The organism is Paenibacillus sp. sgz302164 (genome assembly GCF_056120505.1).
In genome coordinates, this window is record NZ_JBVYOL010000025.1 from 79,203 (window position 1) to 95,971 (window position 16,769).

15 protein-coding genes and 1 riboswitch are annotated in these 16,769 nt (G+C 53.5%); of the genes, 5 read left to right on the forward strand and 10 right to left on the reverse strand.

The features are described from left to right. Positions 1-376 precede the first annotated feature (376 nt). Positions 377-2,422 (reverse strand): molybdopterin oxidoreductase family protein, encoded by a 2,046-nt coding sequence (locus tag AC0LWT_RS31030; protein ID WP_474685153.1) that lies wholly within the window; start codon positions 2,420-2,422, stop codon positions 377-379. A 174-nt stretch (positions 2,423-2,596) separates the two neighbouring features. Between AC0LWT_RS31030 and AC0LWT_RS31035 the strand changes: the two genes are divergently transcribed. Together AC0LWT_RS31035 and AC0LWT_RS31040 are read left to right on the forward strand one after the other, a co-directional pair. Then, positions 2,597-2,893 (forward strand): hypothetical protein, encoded by a 297-nt coding sequence (locus AC0LWT_RS31035; RefSeq protein WP_474685154.1) that lies wholly within the window; start codon positions 2,597-2,599, stop codon positions 2,891-2,893. Positions 2,894-2,938: 45 nt separating this feature from the next. Further along, positions 2,939-4,210: a methyl-accepting chemotaxis protein gene (locus AC0LWT_RS31040; RefSeq protein ID WP_474685155.1), complete on the forward strand. Its 1,272-nt coding sequence runs from the start codon at positions 2,939-2,941 to the stop codon at positions 4,208-4,210. A gap of 7 nt (positions 4,211-4,217) precedes the next feature. Here AC0LWT_RS31040 and AC0LWT_RS31045 read toward each other — a convergent pair whose 3' ends face one another. From AC0LWT_RS31045 to AC0LWT_RS31075, 7 genes are all read right to left on the reverse strand, one after another. Beyond that, complete coding sequence (locus tag AC0LWT_RS31045; protein ID WP_474685156.1) at positions 4,218-5,156, reverse strand: ABC transporter substrate-binding protein; 939 nt, start codon at positions 5,154-5,156, stop codon at positions 4,218-4,220. Between the two features lie 15 nt (positions 5,157-5,171). After that, positions 5,172-6,194, reverse strand: coding sequence for a FecCD family ABC transporter permease (locus AC0LWT_RS31050; protein WP_474685157.1), 1,023 nt, complete (start codon positions 6,192-6,194; stop codon positions 5,172-5,174). Next, a complete protein-coding gene (locus tag AC0LWT_RS31055; RefSeq protein ID WP_474685182.1) occupies positions 6,195-7,130 on the reverse strand; it encodes a FecCD family ABC transporter permease in 936 nt (311 codons plus the stop codon). It abuts the gene before it with no gap. Positions 7,131-7,353: 223 nt separating this feature from the next. Beyond that, positions 7,354-9,021 carry an AraC family transcriptional regulator gene (locus AC0LWT_RS31060; protein ID WP_474685158.1) on the reverse strand — a complete coding sequence of 556 codons (1,668 nt, stop codon included), beginning with the start codon at positions 9,019-9,021 and terminating at the stop codon, positions 7,354-7,356. 178 nt (positions 9,022-9,199) lie between these two features. Further along, entirely contained in the window at positions 9,200-9,442 is a 243-nt protein-coding gene (locus tag AC0LWT_RS31065) for a hypothetical protein (RefSeq protein ID WP_474685159.1), read from the reverse strand. Between the two features lie 217 nt (positions 9,443-9,659). Further along, a complete protein-coding gene (locus AC0LWT_RS31070; RefSeq protein WP_474685160.1) occupies positions 9,660-10,037 on the reverse strand; it encodes an IDEAL domain-containing protein in 378 nt (125 codons plus the stop codon). 395 nt (positions 10,038-10,432) lie between these two features. Next, the gene (locus tag AC0LWT_RS31075; protein ID WP_474685161.1) at positions 10,433-12,793 is read right to left on the reverse strand and encodes an MHYT domain-containing protein; all 2,361 of its coding nucleotides are present in this window, start codon (positions 12,791-12,793) and stop codon (positions 10,433-10,435) included. Between the two features lie 149 nt (positions 12,794-12,942). On the opposite strand from AC0LWT_RS31075, the gene AC0LWT_RS31080 reads away from it, so the two are divergent. The 3 genes from AC0LWT_RS31080 (at position 12,943) to AC0LWT_RS31090 (ending at position 15,493) form a co-directional block, all read left to right on the forward strand. Continuing rightward, the gene (locus tag AC0LWT_RS31080; RefSeq protein WP_474685162.1) at positions 12,943-14,094 is read left to right on the forward strand and encodes a DUF4062 domain-containing protein; all 1,152 of its coding nucleotides are present in this window, start codon (positions 12,943-12,945) and stop codon (positions 14,092-14,094) included. Next, the gene (locus tag AC0LWT_RS31085; protein WP_474685163.1) at positions 14,091-14,276 is read left to right on the forward strand and encodes a hypothetical protein; all 186 of its coding nucleotides are present in this window, start codon (positions 14,091-14,093) and stop codon (positions 14,274-14,276) included. Before AC0LWT_RS31080 ends, AC0LWT_RS31085 begins: the two co-directional genes overlap by 4 nt. Before the next feature lie 188 nt (positions 14,277-14,464). Further along, positions 14,465-14,601, forward strand: a riboswitch (cyclic di-AMP (ydaO/yuaA leader). Positions 14,602-14,608: 7 nt separating this feature from the next. Next, positions 14,609-15,493 carry a CAP domain-containing protein gene (locus AC0LWT_RS31090; protein WP_474685164.1) on the forward strand — a complete coding sequence of 295 codons (885 nt, stop codon included), beginning with the start codon at positions 14,609-14,611 and terminating at the stop codon, positions 15,491-15,493. Between the two features lie 86 nt (positions 15,494-15,579). Here the strand turns inward: AC0LWT_RS31090 and AC0LWT_RS31095 are convergent, their stop codons facing one another. Further along, on the reverse strand, positions 15,580-16,089 hold the full coding sequence (locus AC0LWT_RS31095) for a DUF4188 domain-containing protein (RefSeq protein WP_474685165.1): 510 nt from the start codon (positions 16,087-16,089) through the stop codon (positions 15,580-15,582). Positions 16,090-16,099: 10 nt separating this feature from the next. Further along, on the reverse strand, positions 16,100-16,765 hold the full coding sequence (locus AC0LWT_RS31100; RefSeq protein WP_474685166.1) for a TetR/AcrR family transcriptional regulator: 666 nt from the start codon (positions 16,763-16,765) through the stop codon (positions 16,100-16,102). Positions 16,766-16,769 lie beyond the last annotated feature (4 nt).

Consider the following 16,769-nt stretch of genomic DNA (forward strand, 5'->3'; position numbering starts at 1 on the left):
CAGGTTTTCTCCCCGCCAAGCCGCTTTGCCCCCCACTTCAGCTCCGTAACCCGTGCAAGAGAGACGTGGGTGGGAGTGAGCGGCTGTTCCCCTCTGATTCCTCTAACCCGCCACTTTATCAACAATCTGATTTATGCTTGCTTTCTTCGCGCAGCCAGGCGATTGTGCAACCGGCTCTGGCGTGTACGTTTTTCTCAGCAGCCTGAGATTTGCTGTGGTCGGACCGACCGCCATGCAGCGCAAATACCACGCGCTGGGAGCTGCGCGCGGTGCGAATTCTGTCGGCGGGGCAACGCCGCGCGTTTGCAGCTTTGCCGGACGCGGCGCCAGCCCCACAAGCATCTCACAAGCTGCTTGTGCGGCAGCCTTCCTGCTTTTACCGCCCTGCGCTCTTTTCCACCTGTACCCGCCCGGAGAAAAAGGTCGCTCCTCCGCCCATATCGGCCACACGGTCAGGCGTCAGCGCATTGACCAACGCCGGCGCTTTGCCTTCCGGGGAGTCGGCCCAGAGGCCTTGACTGACGACGACTCCCGGGAGCACGTCCTCTCCGGCCGAGGCGACCAGCTCGCATTCCCCTCGCCCGTTCCAGACCCGCACCTTGTCGCCGGTCGCCACTCCAAGGGCTGCGGCATCCGCTGCATTCATATGCAGCTTTGGCGCTTTTTCCATGCGCACATGCTTGGCATTATTGGAAAAGGTCGAATTCAAAAAGTTATGATTCGGCGCCGGAACGAACAAAAACGGCAGCTTCTCGTCTTCGTGAAGCGGCGTATAAACAGGCAGCGGCGGATAGCCCCGGCTTTCCATCGTCTGCGAATAAAGCTCGATTTTCCCGCTTGGGGTACTTAGCCGCCCCGGGAAGAGCGGCCGAACCGCCGCTTTGACAAACTGTTTTTCCAGCAGCGCCTCATAGGTGAGCCCGTCCAAATACGGATTGTCCGGGTGATCCAGCGCCTGGCGGATCATCGCTTCCTCCGAATCCTGCAGCGCCTGCTCCTCAAAACCCATCGCCCGCGCCAGCAAGCGGAACACTTCCGCATTGGATTTGCTTTCCGCGTAAGGTTCTGCAACCGGCTGCTGAATTTGCACGTAATGATGCCAGTAAGACCGGTAAAAATCGGTATTTTCAAAAGACGACGTAGCAGGCAGCACGATATCCGCATACAACGCCGTTTCTGTCAGAAACAAGTCGTGCACGACGGTAAACAAATCCTCCCGGGCGAGACCTTCTCTGACTTTATTGGCGTGCGGAGCTACGAGCGCCGGGTTCGAATTGTACACGTAGAGCGAACGGACCGGAGGGTCCAGTTCAAGCAGCGCGCTCCCCAGCAAGTTCATATTAATGCGCCGCGTATCCGCGGTCAGCAAATCCGGGCGCTGCAGTGCAGCCGTGTTGTGCTCCAGGTAGCCGCCGTTTCCCTTGATCGCGCCGCCGCCCTTGTGGAGCCACTGGCCCGTAAGCGCGGGCAGGCAGGCAATCGTGCGCACGCACATGCCGCCGTTATCGTGATGCTGCGGGCCGTTGCCGATCCGAATGAACGACGGCGAGGACTGGCCGTACATCCGGGCTAGCCGGTATATATCTTCGACCGGCACACCCGTCACGGCGGACACCGTCAGAGGATCGTACTTCCGGACATGCTTCCTCAGTTCCTCGTATCCTACGGTGTACTCTTTCAAGAAAGCTTCGTCCGTCAAACCTTCGTCGAACAAAATATGCATCAGCCCCAGGGCAAGCGCCGCATCGGTTCCCGGCAGTACCGGAATGAACCAGTCCGCCCAGCGGCCTGTCTGATTTTTATGAACATCGATCACGACGATTTTCGCGCCGTTTTTACGCGCCTTCTCCGCAAGCACGACCTGGTGCATGTTCGTACTGACCGCATTGATGCCCCACATCACAATAAGCTTGGAATGAACCGTATCCTCGGGGTCGATCCCGAAGCTCCCGCCCATCGTATAATTGTAACCTTCCGTTCCGGCAGCCTGGCAGATCGAATACAGCAGCCGGCTCGCGCCCAGGCGATGGAAAAAACGGCGATCCATGCCCTCCGTGCCGATTCGGCCCATGTTCCCGTAAAAGCTGTAAGGAAGAATCGCCTCCGCCCCATGTTCGGCAATCAACTGTTTCCAGTTGGCGGCGATCGTGCCCAAAGCTTCCTCCCAAGTGATCCGCTCAAAGCGGTTCTCGCCTTTGTTTCCGACGCGTTTTAGCGGAAATTGCAGCCGCTCGGGGTCGTATAACCGTTCCGCCATATGGCGGACTTTGTTGCAAATCGCGCCTTGCGTGACCGGGTGCGCGGGGTCCCCTTCTATTTTCACAATTTTTCCGTCCTCTTTATGAACGAGCAGTCCGCACTGATCCGGACAATCCAGCGAACATACCGAGGGGAAAATTCCGTTGCGACGATCGACAGACATTTGGACTCGGCTCCTTCCGGCTTTGCATCTTCTCTATTGTAACGAAACTGCCGGGAGATGCCAACGGCCGCAATAAAGGCCGATGCAGTAACAAATATCACAGCCTGCACCGCCAATTTTCAGCTACCATGTAAATATGCAGTGCGAAGGAAACAATGAGGGGAGTGCGTACCCGTGAAAAAAGAACATATCATTCACTTTAAAGTCATTCGCAAAGACAGCGTGAAGCTTCTGAGAGGCGTCATATTTTTGGAAGAAGGCCAGCAGCCTACCCTTCATGATTTTGCTCAATGTCTAAAGGATTGCGGCCACGAAGTGCGTTTGGAAAACAAGGAAAAGGCGATTTTCAGAGCGTACAGACCGGGCGAAGAATATATCATCGACATTTTGGAAGATTACGAAGATCATTCGCGGGATCTGGCGACCGAAAATTTAGCCAAAAACATGCTGAAAAACGATTCTATCGAATAAGAAGCATGGTAAACTGAAACTATCAAAAACGAGAGGGGCTTCGGTATGCGTCTGGGCCTGATCCAAAAAATCGTCATCGGAATTGTAGCCGTTTCCATCATCACTTACGGCACTAGCGCTTTTTTCATTCTTTATATTAAAGACGCGGCCGCGAGCGGCATTCCCGGCTGGCTGTTCACTTTAGGCACTTTGAGCCTGGGCGTGTGCTGGACCGGTTTGTTGGGCTGGTTGATGGCGCGCTGGATCGTCCGGCCACTGCTGAGATTGGCCAAATTCGCCGACGATGCGGCTTTGGGCCGCCTCGACATCAGCATCCCCGATCACAAATCGGATGATGAACTCGGCATGCTGACCGCTTCCTTTCAGAAAATGGTCCGCCATCTTCGGGACATGATCGTCGACATCTCCCAGCACATCACGGTCGCCGAACAAAGCTCCGCCTCGTTAAACAGCGCCATCGGGGCTGCGGCGAAGCAGGCCGAGCAAATTTCGCAGAGCACCGAGGACATTTCAAACAGCACCCACAGGCAGGAGCAGCAGTCTCTAGAGTGCCTGAACGCCATCGAGTCGGCCGCGCAAGCCGCGGCGGAGATGAACGGGAAGGCGGCGGACGTTCACGAGCTTTCCCGGCAAATGGTCGTCACCATCCGGGAAAGCGGCAGCGACATTCAATCGCTGTTGGCCGGGATATCGGATCTTTCCACGATCAGCGAGGACTCCACAGCGCTGGCAAACAAGCTGCAAGCGCATACCGCCGAAATCGGCAAAGTATCCGGATGGGTCGGGGAAATCGCCGATCAGACGCACCTGCTCGCTTTAAACGCCAGCATTGAAGCGGCCAGAGCCGGCGACGAGGGCATCGGATTCTCGGTCGTAGCCCTGGAAATCAGAAAGCTGGCCGAACAGAGCGCCCATGCCGTCAAAAACATCGACAGGCTGGTCAAGGACATTCAGGCGCAAGTGCATACGATGGAGGACAAAATAGCCGATCAGGTGCGCCACATTCACGAAGAGCTCGGAAGAGGGCAAAAAGCCGGCGCGGCCATGGAGCATATCGGCGCCGCCGTGCATCAGACGGCGGACGCCGTAAACATGATTGCGAGAACGGTGGGCGAGCAGGCGCAAAAAATTGGCCTCTCGGAATCGAGGGGCCAGGAGATAGCTTTCATTTCCAAACAAATTACGGATATGGCCATGCAAGCGGCCTCGGCCACGCAGGAGCAAACCGCATTCATGCAGGAAATTTCTTTTTCGGCGAACGTTCTCAGCGAGCAGGCTCAAGGCCTGAAAGAGAAAATCAAAATGTTCAGCATTTAGTCAGCGATTATTTGGAAAATATGTTTTCCGCCTCATCCATCGACAACTTGCTGCCCAGCGACGAATAGTCCAGCCACGGCTGGTCGGCGATCGGGTAAACGTGATTTTGCTTCACGGCTTTGAGCCCTTGCCAGATCGGGTTGCCCTGCAGCTGCTTGAACACCTTCTGAGCCTCCTCATCCCGGTTGACAACGACGAAAATCGCATCGGCGTCAAAATCGGGCAGCACCTCCTGGGAAATCACCTCGTAAGCTTTGTTAATTTTCTCAACGCCTTTGGCAGGCTGCAATTTCAAATCGTCGAACAGGATCGGGCCCATCGGACGCTTCATGCCGAAGACGCGGAGCTCTTTGCTCGTAACCCGGATCGCCATCACTTTGCCGGTGCCGATCTTGTTTGCAATGAGCCCTTTAACGCGCTCTTTTTCGGTGTCATATTCTTTGATAAAATCTTCTGCCTGTTTTTCGCGGTTCACGGCCTTTCCGACTTGTTTCAGCGTGTCTCTCCATGTCCCTTCGTCCAGATCGAACACTTGAACCGGAGCGATTTTCTCATATTTGGCAAGATCGTTGCCGGCGTACTGCTTGTCGAGGAAAATCACGTCAGGCTTTAAGGCAAGCAAAGCTTCCATGTCCGGGTCTGAAACTACGCCCAGCTTTTTCGTGTTTTGCAGGCGGTCTTTGACGTGCGGCAAAAAGTCTTTCAGGTCGCCGCCGATGGCCGAGCCGACAGGCGTAATGCCGAGCGCGAGCAGGTGGTTCGTCAGATGAATCGACAGCGAAGCGATTCTCTGCTCTTTGGCGGCTGCGGGCGTTGGCGACGCCGCTGCCGTTGTCCCGGCATTGGCCGCGGCCGGGCTCGGCTCAGCCGGAGCCGCCGCCTTGCCGCAGGCGGCCAGTACTAGTATTACGATCATGCTCATGATGAGTAAAGATGTCTTTTTCATGGTTTTCTCCCTTGGTTATGTATGTTTGGTTTTCACTAGCAAATACAGAAAATAAGGCGCTCCGACGGCCGCTACGATGACCCCGGCCGGAATCGAGTTCGGCTGGAAGACCGAACGTCCGATCGTATCCGCGATCACCAGGATGACAAGGCCGATGAGCCCGGATATCGGCAGCAGATGCCGGTGCATCGGACCGACCAGCCGGCGCGCAAGCTGCGGCGCCGCCAGCCCGATGAAACCGACGCCGCCGGCCATCGATACGCTGGCGCTCGATAAAGCGACGGCTGCTCCCAGCAAAAGCAGCCGGTTTCTGCGCACCGGCGCTCCGAGGCCGGCCGCCACCTGGTCGCCGAAAGCAAAGGCGTCCAGCGCTCTGGACTGGAGCATCGTGTAAGGCGCCAACAGCGCAATCCAGGGCAGCAGCGCATACACATGAAGCCAGTCTCTTCCCCATATGTTGCCGGCCAGCCATCTTGCGGCAAACGTATACGTCTTGTCGTCCAGGCGAAGCGATAAATACAGCGTGATTGCGCTAAAACCCGCAGCAACCGCAATTCCGATCAGCAGCAATTGAATCGGCTGCACCCCTTTGTGCCGGTCGTACGCCAAAATCACAATCAGGAAAGCCGCCGCCACGCCGCCCGCGAAAGTGAACAGCGGAATGAGCAGCGAAACCGGGCCCTGCATCGAACGGAAGAAGGACATAAAAATGATAAGGCCGAATGCCGCGCCTGCATGAAGCCCGAGAATGCCCGGATCGGCGAGCGCATTGCGCGACAGCCCTTGCAAAATGGCTCCCGATACTCCAAGGCCGATCCCCGCCAGCATGGCAACGACAATACGCGGCAAGCGGTAGTCGAACAGCACGGTCTTGTCGTCCTCGCTGCCATAGCCGAGAAAGGTTTGCACCACATGCAGCGGAGACAGCCGGATCGTGCCGGTATTCAGACTTATAAGGATGACTGCCAGCGAAATCAGGACCAGGACGATCCCCACTGCAAAAGCTTTCTTCCCCCTGCTTTTAGTTTGCAGTTGCATCTACAAGCTCCTCCTTTCTTTTCGCGCCAAATATAAAAAGAAAGGAACGCCGACGAGCGCGACCATCACGCCGATGGCAAGCTCCTTCGGCGGGTTGACCGTCCGGGCGCCCAGATCGGCCAGAACGAGCAGCACCGCGCCCAGAATCGCAGACAGCGGAATGATGAAGCGGTAGTCCACGCCGGTAAGCTTTCGCGAAATATGCGGGATGACAAGCCCGATAAACCCGATGGAGCCGGCCGCCGACACGGAGACGCCCGCCAAAATAACCGCAGCGGTCATCGCGAGCATGCGTATCCGCTTCGTTCGCACGCCCAAATTTACCGCCGCCTCATCCCCGAGCGCCATCAGCGAGACGGCACGTCCCATCGTCATTGCCCAAAGGATCGCCAGCAGGATAACCGGCACCAGGAGCTGGAGATGAGACCATTTGACCCCGGCCACCCCGCCCGCATACCAAAAGGCCAAATCCTGGTTCAAATCAAAATAAATCGCGATTCCCGAGCTGAGCGAATGCAGCATCGCGGCCACTACGGCACCGGCTACGGTGAGCCGCAAAGGCGTCAGCCCGCCCGGCCCCGCCGAGGCAAGCGCAAAAATCACGACCGTACTGAGCACGGCTCCGCCAAAAGACAGCGCCATTAAAGCGGAGTACGGCAAATTCGGCAAAACGGCGAAGCTGACCGCCACCACCAGCATCGCGCCCGCATTAATGCCCAGGATGCCGGCATCGGCAAGCGGGTTGCGCGTAACGCCCTGCATCAGCGCGCCAGCCACGGCAAGCCCCGCTCCTACTACGGCAGCGCCTATGACGCGGGGAAGCCGCAGTTCATGGATGATTTGATGCGCGGTCACAGACGGATCATAGTGCACGACCGCCGTCCATACCGTTTTCATGGTAAGCTCCTTCGCCCCATATGAGATCGCGAGAAACATCGACAGCAGCAATCCGAATATAGCCAAAACGAAAATGAGCACAAAAAGCGCGAAGTTCGTACGCGCCGCAGCAGCAGATGTCCACTGCTCTTGCAGTCGATTCTGTTCCATTGCATATTCCTTCTCGAGTAGTATTGATAATCATTATCAATAAAATGTATTATAAAATCCGTTTTCCGCGGCGTCCATGACATATTTTAAGATTCGTTTCCATGTTATTTCTTTAGATGTAGGACGATTTGTGCGAGCCTTCCAGCATCGATACCGCTTCCTCCAATTGACGCCCGATGGCATACGGCGCATAGACCTTCCACTTTTCCCACTCCAGAAAATAGTAACGGTTCGCGCGAATCGCGGAATGCCGCAGCCACATGGGGTTCGTAGCGATCTGATGCATGACGCGCCGCACCTCCTCCGCCGATTGTACGACCAGGAACAGGTAGTCCGAATCGTAGTCGCCGAGCTCCTCGATCGCGGCGGCCGTCCAGGTCAATTGGGTGCCGGGACGATACCGTTGAATTGACGTGCGGACGCGCTCCGGAGGCGACAGCTGCAGGCTGCGGTAAAAAACGTGGCCGATATTGCGTGCCGCGTATACCCTGAATTCGCCCGGCGCAATCCGCCAAATGGCTGCCGTCGCGCTGCCGATAACGCTTTTCACCCTTTTCCGCGCCCGCTCCGCCCGTTGCTCGTAAAGGCTTATCCAATCCCTGGCCGCCTGCTCCTTCCCGACAATCCGGGCGATCTCCAGCATATGGTCGAAGATGTCCCCGGGCTTCCACGGAATCGAAATAATCGGGGCGATATCGCCGATATGGTCCCTTGCTTTTTGCAGCACATTGTCTTTGCATACAATGAGATCGGGCTTGACGTCGAAAAAAGCCTGCCTGTCGATGTCCCATGTCTCGTAAGCGTGAAACGGCAGCGTCAGCGACTTGATCGCCTGGGGCAGCAGCGGGTGAATTTGCGCGGCACACGGCACCACCCCAAGGGTGAACAAATGGTCCGTATACGGAAACGAAAGCGAGACGATATTCGGACACGTTTGCTTCAAATACTGCGTAGGCGCGTAGCCGTAGTTCTCTTTAAACCGGCGGCTGAAATAAAACTCGTCGCGATAGCCGACATGTGCGGCGACCTCGCGGACTTTTTTGTCGGAGACGCGGAGCAGCTCCTTCGCTTTGTTCATGCGCAGCCGGGTCAAAAATTCAATCGGGCTTTTGTTCATTTTTTGCTTGAACAGCTGCGAATAATACGACGGATGCATACCGGCGAGCTCGGCCAGCTTGTCCAGCTTGATGTCCGTATGATACGCCTCCTGCATGTAGCGGACCGTCAGTTGGAGCGGCTCCTCGGGGCTGGTCGGCGGCGGTGAGGCGGGCTCGCTCTGCAGCAAAACTTCCAGCAATTCGTACATGCGCTGCTGCTGCCGGAAGCGGTAGCCGGAATCCGCATGCGCATAGGCATCTGCAGCCGGGCGCTCTTCCGCAAGCTGCAAAACAAGGCGCTGAATGCGGTTCAAATCGTTCCGCACGCTTCCTTGCACGGGAAAGCTTGTTTCCCGCTCGTACACTTTTCTTTGATCCGTGTTTTCCGTCGCCCGGAATAAATCGAACGCAATCCGGTACATTTTCGCATCTTTGCCCGATGAACCTTTCGCTTCTACGGTCGTGCCGGGAAGCAGCAGCCAGGCGGATTTGCCGGTTATGCCGGCTGGTATATCATTTACGAGGATCGTGCCTCTCATTTTGACAAAAAAAAGCAGCGTATGCGATGTAACCGTATGCCGTTCCAGACACCGCTCCGCCGCAAAGCCCGATACTGCATCCGCATCTTTGATTTCCAGCATCGTCCCATGCAGAAAGGTACTCGCCCGGTCGGATCGACCCATTCCATATGCCTCCCTGAATTGCTTTACCGAATGAAAAGTTTTAGTGATAATCATTATCAATATCATACAACAAAACGTGCGCATGCGAAAGCGGCTATCTTTTGAACGGACCGTCCTGGTGCCATTCGCCGTATAGCCTCTGCATACATGTAACCATTCCGCTGCATTTCCGGGTGTTTCACTGGTATAACGGTTGAGCGTAATGTTGAAGCGGCGGATAACAAGGAGGAAAAGCGTGGATGTCCTGAATTTGCTCGAAAGGATAGTGCTTGGTCGCGAATTGCGTATGGTACAAGTACTCAAGCAAATAAATTTCACCGTTCTGAATCGTACACATTACCCCTGACACACCCTGTCCATTCGTCAAAGATACGCCTACCGGACGGCCGATTAAGAAAAAAGCTTTTTGCAGCCATGGCATACGGCTCCCCTCCTTTTGGAACACTGTATGCGTCCCTGACAGCCCGCGTGTTTGTCTGCCGCATTTTCGCGCGCCGCTCTGCGTCGGTTAGCGCCGGTCCGCCCGCCCCCCCGGTTTCCGTTGTCCACGCCTGGGAAGCGATACAGCACGCCAAAACGCCAAAAAAAGCTGCCGGAACTTTCCCGGCAGCCTTACGTATAGATGTTCATCAGCATTTTTATTTTTTCCCGGACAGGCCCAAACGGTTAACAAAAGATGAGTAAGCGGCGGGCCGGCTTCCGTTATCTTGTCCTGCACCGTTCGGCTTGGATTTCAATTTGCCGGAAAGCTCCATGAACCACGCTTCATCGCGGGTTGACAGCGCAATATCGATCAACGCTTTTATTTGTTCATCGGCTTCCATGGAAATCATCGCTAATTTTTTCAACTTGCTCACTGAAACCAAGGCAATCGTACCTATGATCTCCTCATTATCGGATTGAAGAACATTCACTCTGGCGATTCCCAACAATTCATGAATCGATTCAATGTACCCGTGGACTAATTCCCCAGCATCCGTTCTGCCTTGCACCCAATCGCTGATTTCAAAGTTCATCTTTCTGCACCACCCATCTGAAGTTATATAATTATTCTATTTAACTATCATAATAATAGTTACAGTTTATTTTGTCAAATGGCTAAGAAAAGACGGCCGCTCTTTCACAACCTACGGCCTCTATTGCACGGGTTGGGGTGCTGAAGTGGGGACAGGGCGGCTTGGCAGGGAAAAAGCCTGCGAAAGTGCAGGCTTTTTCCATGAAAGTACCTCATTTGGGCGAAAAGCCTGCGATTGTGCAGGAATTTTCTATAAAAATGTATCTGAGCCCATGTTCGCGGCGAAAAGCCTGCACATTTGCAGGAATTTTTCGTTTGCAGCGTATCATCCAAGCAAAAACTGTACTTTTGCAGGTTTTCTTCGCGCCACCAGAACCAGGCAGATTGTGCGCGCCCCTACGGCGATGTTACGAACCGGCTGATTTCGGCCAGCAGCGATTTGTGGTCGAACGAGCCTTTTTGATAAACGCTTTTTACGAAACCGTTCAATTTCATCCTGTCTTCCGACGTGATCGACTTCGCGGTGATGACGATAATCGGAATAGCGCTCCAAGCGTCGTGCTTGCGCAGCTCTTCAACGAACTGAAAGCCGTCCATCTCCGGCATCATCAAATCCAGCAAAATCAGCTCAGGTATTTTCCTTGCCATAAATTCCAAAGCGAATCTGCCGTTGCCGGCCTGGGTCACCACATACCCTTCCTTTTGCAGCAGCTTGGCCATTAAGGCGCTTGTGGTCGCGTCGTCCTCGATCACCAGAACGGAGTGTTCCTTATGTTTCGAGATGTACTTGTCTATGACGCCGATCAACCGTTCCCGCTGCACCGGCTTCGTCAGAAATTCGGAAGCGCCAAGCTCGTAGCCCAGGTGCCTGTCGTCCGTCATCGATAATATAATAACGGGAATATCCTGCAGCTCGGGATCGTTCTTAAGCGCGGCCAGCACGCTCCACCCGTCCATGCTCGGCATCAGAATGTCCAGACAGATTACCTTGGGACGAAGCTTTTTGGTCAGCAAAAGCCCTTCCTCTCCGCTCTCGGCAAACGTCAAGTCCCATCCTTCCTTGGCCAAATATTTCCGTATCAATTGTTGGTTAAAAGGCTCGTCGTCGATCACCAGAACGCTCATCGGACCGTTATCCTCCGCTGTGCCGGAATCGCCCGCGGACAGAGCCTGGCTATTGTCCCGCCCGGGAGGAACGGCAGGAAGCCAGCACGTAAATGTGCTGCCGGATCCCAGTTCGCTTTCGACCGAAATGTCGCCGCCCAAAATGCTGCAGAAGTTTTGGCTGATAGCCAGCCCGAGACCGGTGCCTCCGTACTTGCGCGTAGTTGAAGCGTCGGCTTGCGTAAACGGCTGGAACAGTTTCTCGATTTGTTCCGGCGTCATGCCGATTCCCGTATCCTTGACCCGGAAGCAGAAGCCCTCGACGCCCTTTTTCGCTTGGCGGTACACCTCGAGACCGATGGTGCCGTTTTTCGTAAATTTGCTCGCATTGCTGAGCAGGTTGAACAATATTTGCCGCATCTTCGTCACATCGGTCGTGATTTCGCCTTCTATTTCGCTGGATTCCAGCCGGTTCCCATTGCCTTCGATCATCGGTTTTACCGTCGTCAGCACGTCCTGAATCAGTTCCGGCAAATGGCACGGCTCCAAATAAATTTCCATTTTACCGGCTTCGATTTTCGAAATATCCAAAATATCGTTAATAAGCGCCAGCAGATGCCTGCCCGATTTGCCGATTTTGCCAAGATCGTCCACAAAAGTCGGCTCGCCCAGTTCTTCCGCTTCCTCCATCAGCATTTCGCTGTACCCGATGATAGCATTGAGCGGCGTCCGCAGTTCATGGCTCATATTGGCCAGAAACTGGCTTTTGATCATATTCGCCTGGATCGCCTCGTCGTGGGCTTTCTCAAGCTGTGCCGTGCGTTCCTTCACCAATTCCTCCAAATGGTCGTTTAACTTTCGGAGCTCCTGGTTCATGATGTAAATTTCGTTTGTTTTTTCCTCAATCTCCAAATCTTTATGAGACAGGCGCTTGGAAATATAAATTCCCAAGAGGGACAGTGCGAGCGTAAACAAAGTGCCTCCGGCTATGAAATAAGCCGACCATTTTTGATCCAGCACCATTCCTGAGGATAGCGCCGCTTTGCCCCCCAAATGAAACTGCGCGGCCATCATTCCCGTATAATGCATACCGACGATCGCGGCGCCCATAATCAATCCGCTTCCGATCTTTTTCCACACTTCGCCGCTTTCTTTTCCCGTACGGAAATAAAACGATAACCATAAAGCCGCGATGGAGGCGACGATCGCAATGACGATGGACAGCGCAAAATAGAACGGGTCGTACGAAATATCGACCTGCATGGCGGCCATGCCGATGTAATGCATCGCCGAAATGCCCACGGCCAGCATCAGCCCGCCGCCGATCAATTGGCGCAATGTCAGCTGATTGCGGCCCACGACGTTCAGAGCGACGAAAGACGCGCTGACAGCCGCGAGCACGGACAACAGCACGAGCATAAGATCGTATCCGATCGGTATAGGCAGAGAAAAGGCGAGCATTCCGACAAAATGCATCGACCATATGCCCATCCCCATGGCAATGGCGCCGAATGAGAGCCACAGCCAACGGGCTCCGCCTGCGGCAGTACTGATCCGTGCGGTTAAATCAAGAACCGTATAAGACGCAACGACAGCTACGATATATGAAAATATGACCAGTCCCGTATCGTACGTACCATGAACATGCTGCATGTACAATCCCTCTCTCTGTTTGTCGATTATTGTCGTAATGTCGTTCTTTCAATATATTACCATCCCTCTCTTCACTTGCTCAATGAAAATATGCGAAAAAAGCATCAAATAAGGTATAATAGTTGCAGATAAGGTAAGGGGTGAACGTTTTGCCTAAAGCGAAAATATTCATTAGCTCCGTAGGCCAAGACGAATTGCGGCCGATTCGAAACGCCGTTTTCGAGCAATTGACGGAAATCGGGCATGATCCTCTTATGTACGAACGAAATTTTGGCCCGTGGGACTCGCATCAGGATCCTATTAGCAAATGCCTCAAAAAAGTCGAAGAGTCGGAAGTTTTTCTTTTATTTATTAAAGATAAAGGGGGCACGTTCTACCCCAAATACGACCGGACGATTACCCATCTGGAGTACATACAGGCAACCCGTTTGAATAAGACCGTGCTTGTCTTTGTAGAAACCGGCGTCAAGCGCCTGTTTTTCAGCACTATGAAAGGCATTATCGAAGAAATTACGAACAGGCATGCCGAAGAAACCGGGGCTTATCCTAAAGCCGCGGACATTACAGCCGCATTAAAAAGCCATACTCAAGTACCTTCCCACATCGATCCGTACGTGTGGTTTTTCATCGATGATTTGGTCAAAAAAGGGATTTATATGGAAGAGCTCTCACTGGGTGTCTCTATCGACTGGAAAGACTATTTCAGCGACTTGATGCGCAGAGGCGTTCTGCTGCTTCCGCTTGAAGCTACGTTCGAAACGTATACGAAACAAATTCAACTGCATGAAGAGTTCGCTCAATTCATCGAGCGCAATATTCCGCTTTTTCAACATTTACCGAAAGATCGGATGGCGCTCTTTTTCGCCGATTTTATGAGCAAGCTCAAAGGCAGAATGGTAAAGCGCCATTATGGAAACTATATGTCCGAGGACATCGGCGCCTTTCATGATTGCTCGGCCGTTACGATATATACGCGCGACAACGGGCGGATGAATTTGCTGCTGGAAGTCGGGAATACGACTAGCGAACCTTTTTTTCTGCTGAATAATGAAAAATCGTACGTATCGATTACGGCGAAAAGGGACAATCCGGAGCAGCTTTTTTTCAATGAAGCCAAGCAAACGCTCTACTTAACGGTAAAATGCCAGGACCGGGTCATGACCTGCCACTTTCGGGCCGATTCCGGCTGGGATGCGCGGAAGTTTGTCACTTTTCGAGATGACGTATTATATGCTATAATGAACCAGAACCCTATGGTTTTTGAATTTGCCCGGAAAATGATCGGAGGGATGCAGCCATGACAACTGTATATGTATCCATTAACGGAAAAGTGTCGGTAGCCGTAGGCGAGCAGCCCAAAGACGCGCTGCTTTTTGTTTCTCCCAACAAGAGCTTTCAAGATTTGCTAAGAGAGCAAAAGGAAGAAAGCACGAAAGCTTTGGAATTGATAAAAAGCCGGTTCGCGGCAGCAAGACGCCGATAAGCGAACAGCGTACATACCAACCGAAACGACGCCAAGCGCGGCCAGATCAGGGAAACCTGACGGCCGGGCTTTTTTTGTTGCGGCTGCCTGTTTCTATCAATGGAAACATTTGAGGGGTGATCCCCCCTAGTTTTCTATGCTAGAATGAAACCCACAGAAGGACGTGGGAAACTGCTGTTCTTGCTGAGCAAACAAAACGGCCAAAGCATCGAAAGATGCACGGGGGAACCTCTTTATTTGGGGTGAAGCCATTGCAAAATGGCAGGGTGATTTCTCTTTGACCCGAATCCGTCAGCTAACCTCGTAGGCCAAAAAAGGAGAGGATGGTTTTAATGCGTTTCAAGAAAACAGCTATCACAGGTGCGCTGGTATTAGGCATGATCGTAAGTTCCGGAGCGGCATCCGCAGCTACTTACACTGTGAACGGCCAAGTCATCGGCAACCTGCAGGGGCTCCCGCAAGGGCTTCAGCAAAACATTCAGCAATTACTTCAGCAAGGACTCCAGCAAGGAAATTCTCAAGGAACTTCCCTGGACAGCTTGCTTCAGCAATATCCGCAATTGTTTGATCCGAGCAACTGGGCCGGCCTGTTTAAATCTCCCGGCAATTACAATATGCCATCGGGTTCTTACCATCATCACGTAAGACATCATGGCTCAGACTCGAATACCGGAACGCCTTCCACCGGCACAACGCCGACGGATACGCCTTCTACGGGTACTGACACAGGCAGTGGCACAGGTACGACGACACAACCTTCTACGGGCACTGATACGGGAACAACGACACAGCCTTCCACAGGCACTGATACAGGAACGACAACAGGCACGACTACGGACACTTCCAGCTCCACTTATGCCGATCAAGTCGTCACCCTGGTCAATCAGGAACGGGCCAAAGCAGGCTTGAGCCCGCTTACAAGCGACTCCAGTTTGGCTGCTATGGCGCTTGATAAAGCGAAAGACATGTACAACAACCATTACTTCGATCACACTTCGCCAACTTACGGATCTCCGTTCGATATGATGACCAAATACGGAATCCAGTACACGTATGCCGGCGAAAATATTGCCATGGGGCAGCAAACTCCGCAAGAAGTTATGACTGCCTGGATGAACAGCGAAGGTCATCGCCAAAACATCTTAAGCCCTAACTACACGAAAATTGGCGTAGCCTTTTACAACAACGAATGGGTTCAAGAATTTATCGCCAATTAATATTGATTCATACGACAACCGTTTCCGAACCCTCCGGAAACGGTTGTTTTGCTGTTCGCTACTATTGTCCCGCAGTTCGCTTCAGATTATACCGCGGGATTCGGCGGAGTCGGTACGGCGGGATCGTTGGTTCCGCCCGTTCTTCTGCGGGCGGTCTCCCTTTTTCCCGTAGCCGGCACATGTTCGCCTGCAGCCCCAAGCCCCATGCGCGGCATATTGCCGTACACGCATTCATACTGCCCCTCCTTCATGAGATACGTCTCATGAAAAATGCCGACCGTCCCGTCCGTGCCGACGCTCCGGTTGAATGCCTGCCACGCTTTCAAGTGCACGCCGCCGCGCGCGTATTTCTCCAGATCATCGAACGACTTCCAGTACTGGATCAGCGTCACTCCGCGCCAGCTTAACAAATATTCGGAGTGCAAAAATCCGAGCTCGGGATGGCTGTACAATTCTTTCAGCATTTTGGGCATCGCGCTCATAACAGGCCACCATTTATGGACGGCCCAGAGCTTGTTGACACGCATTCCGATAATAAATACGACGAATGAATCCCCCATTTGGGCCGTATACCGGCCCGGAACGACTTTTGCCATAGAAAACACCCTACTTTCCGATGAATTGTAAATGCATGTCGTAAAAAGCCATGTAATCCGAAGCTTTGAACATATGAGCGGTTAAATAAGCGCCGTAAAACAGCGTGACCAGCATCGCTACCAAGTTTTCGGTATCCCGCTCGGCGTCAATGCCGCCGTCTTGTTTGGCCTCCTCGACAAACTGCCGGAAGCGTTTGTCGAGATTCGGGTCGACGGAAGCGGCCAGCTCCTCCTTGCCGGGAAACAGCAGATGCAATTCCGCTTCGTTCAAATCGGGCATGCAAGGGTGCATTTTCTGCTCCGCAAGAAACCCGATCAGGCTGAGCATCAGCCCCGGCTGTTTCTTCGCGTCCTCGGCCACCTTGCCGAAAATATGGCGGATCGCGGCCATCCCCCGCTTCTGCTCTTCCCGAAGCTCCACAAGCCGCCGCGTCAGCCAAACGAGCATGAAATAAATGAGTACGTCTTCTTTTTGCGGGAAAAACTTAAAAAACGTCACCTTCGATATTTCCGCCCGCCGGCAAATATCGTCGACGTACACGGCGCGAAACGTATTTTCGCCGATCAATTCAAGACTGGCCTGAAAAACAGCCAGCTTCGCGCGGGCTTTTTTAATCTCCCTCAGCGGCATTTTGCTTTTGCTATGGCGTACCGATTGCCGGTTTCCCGCTCTCATATCC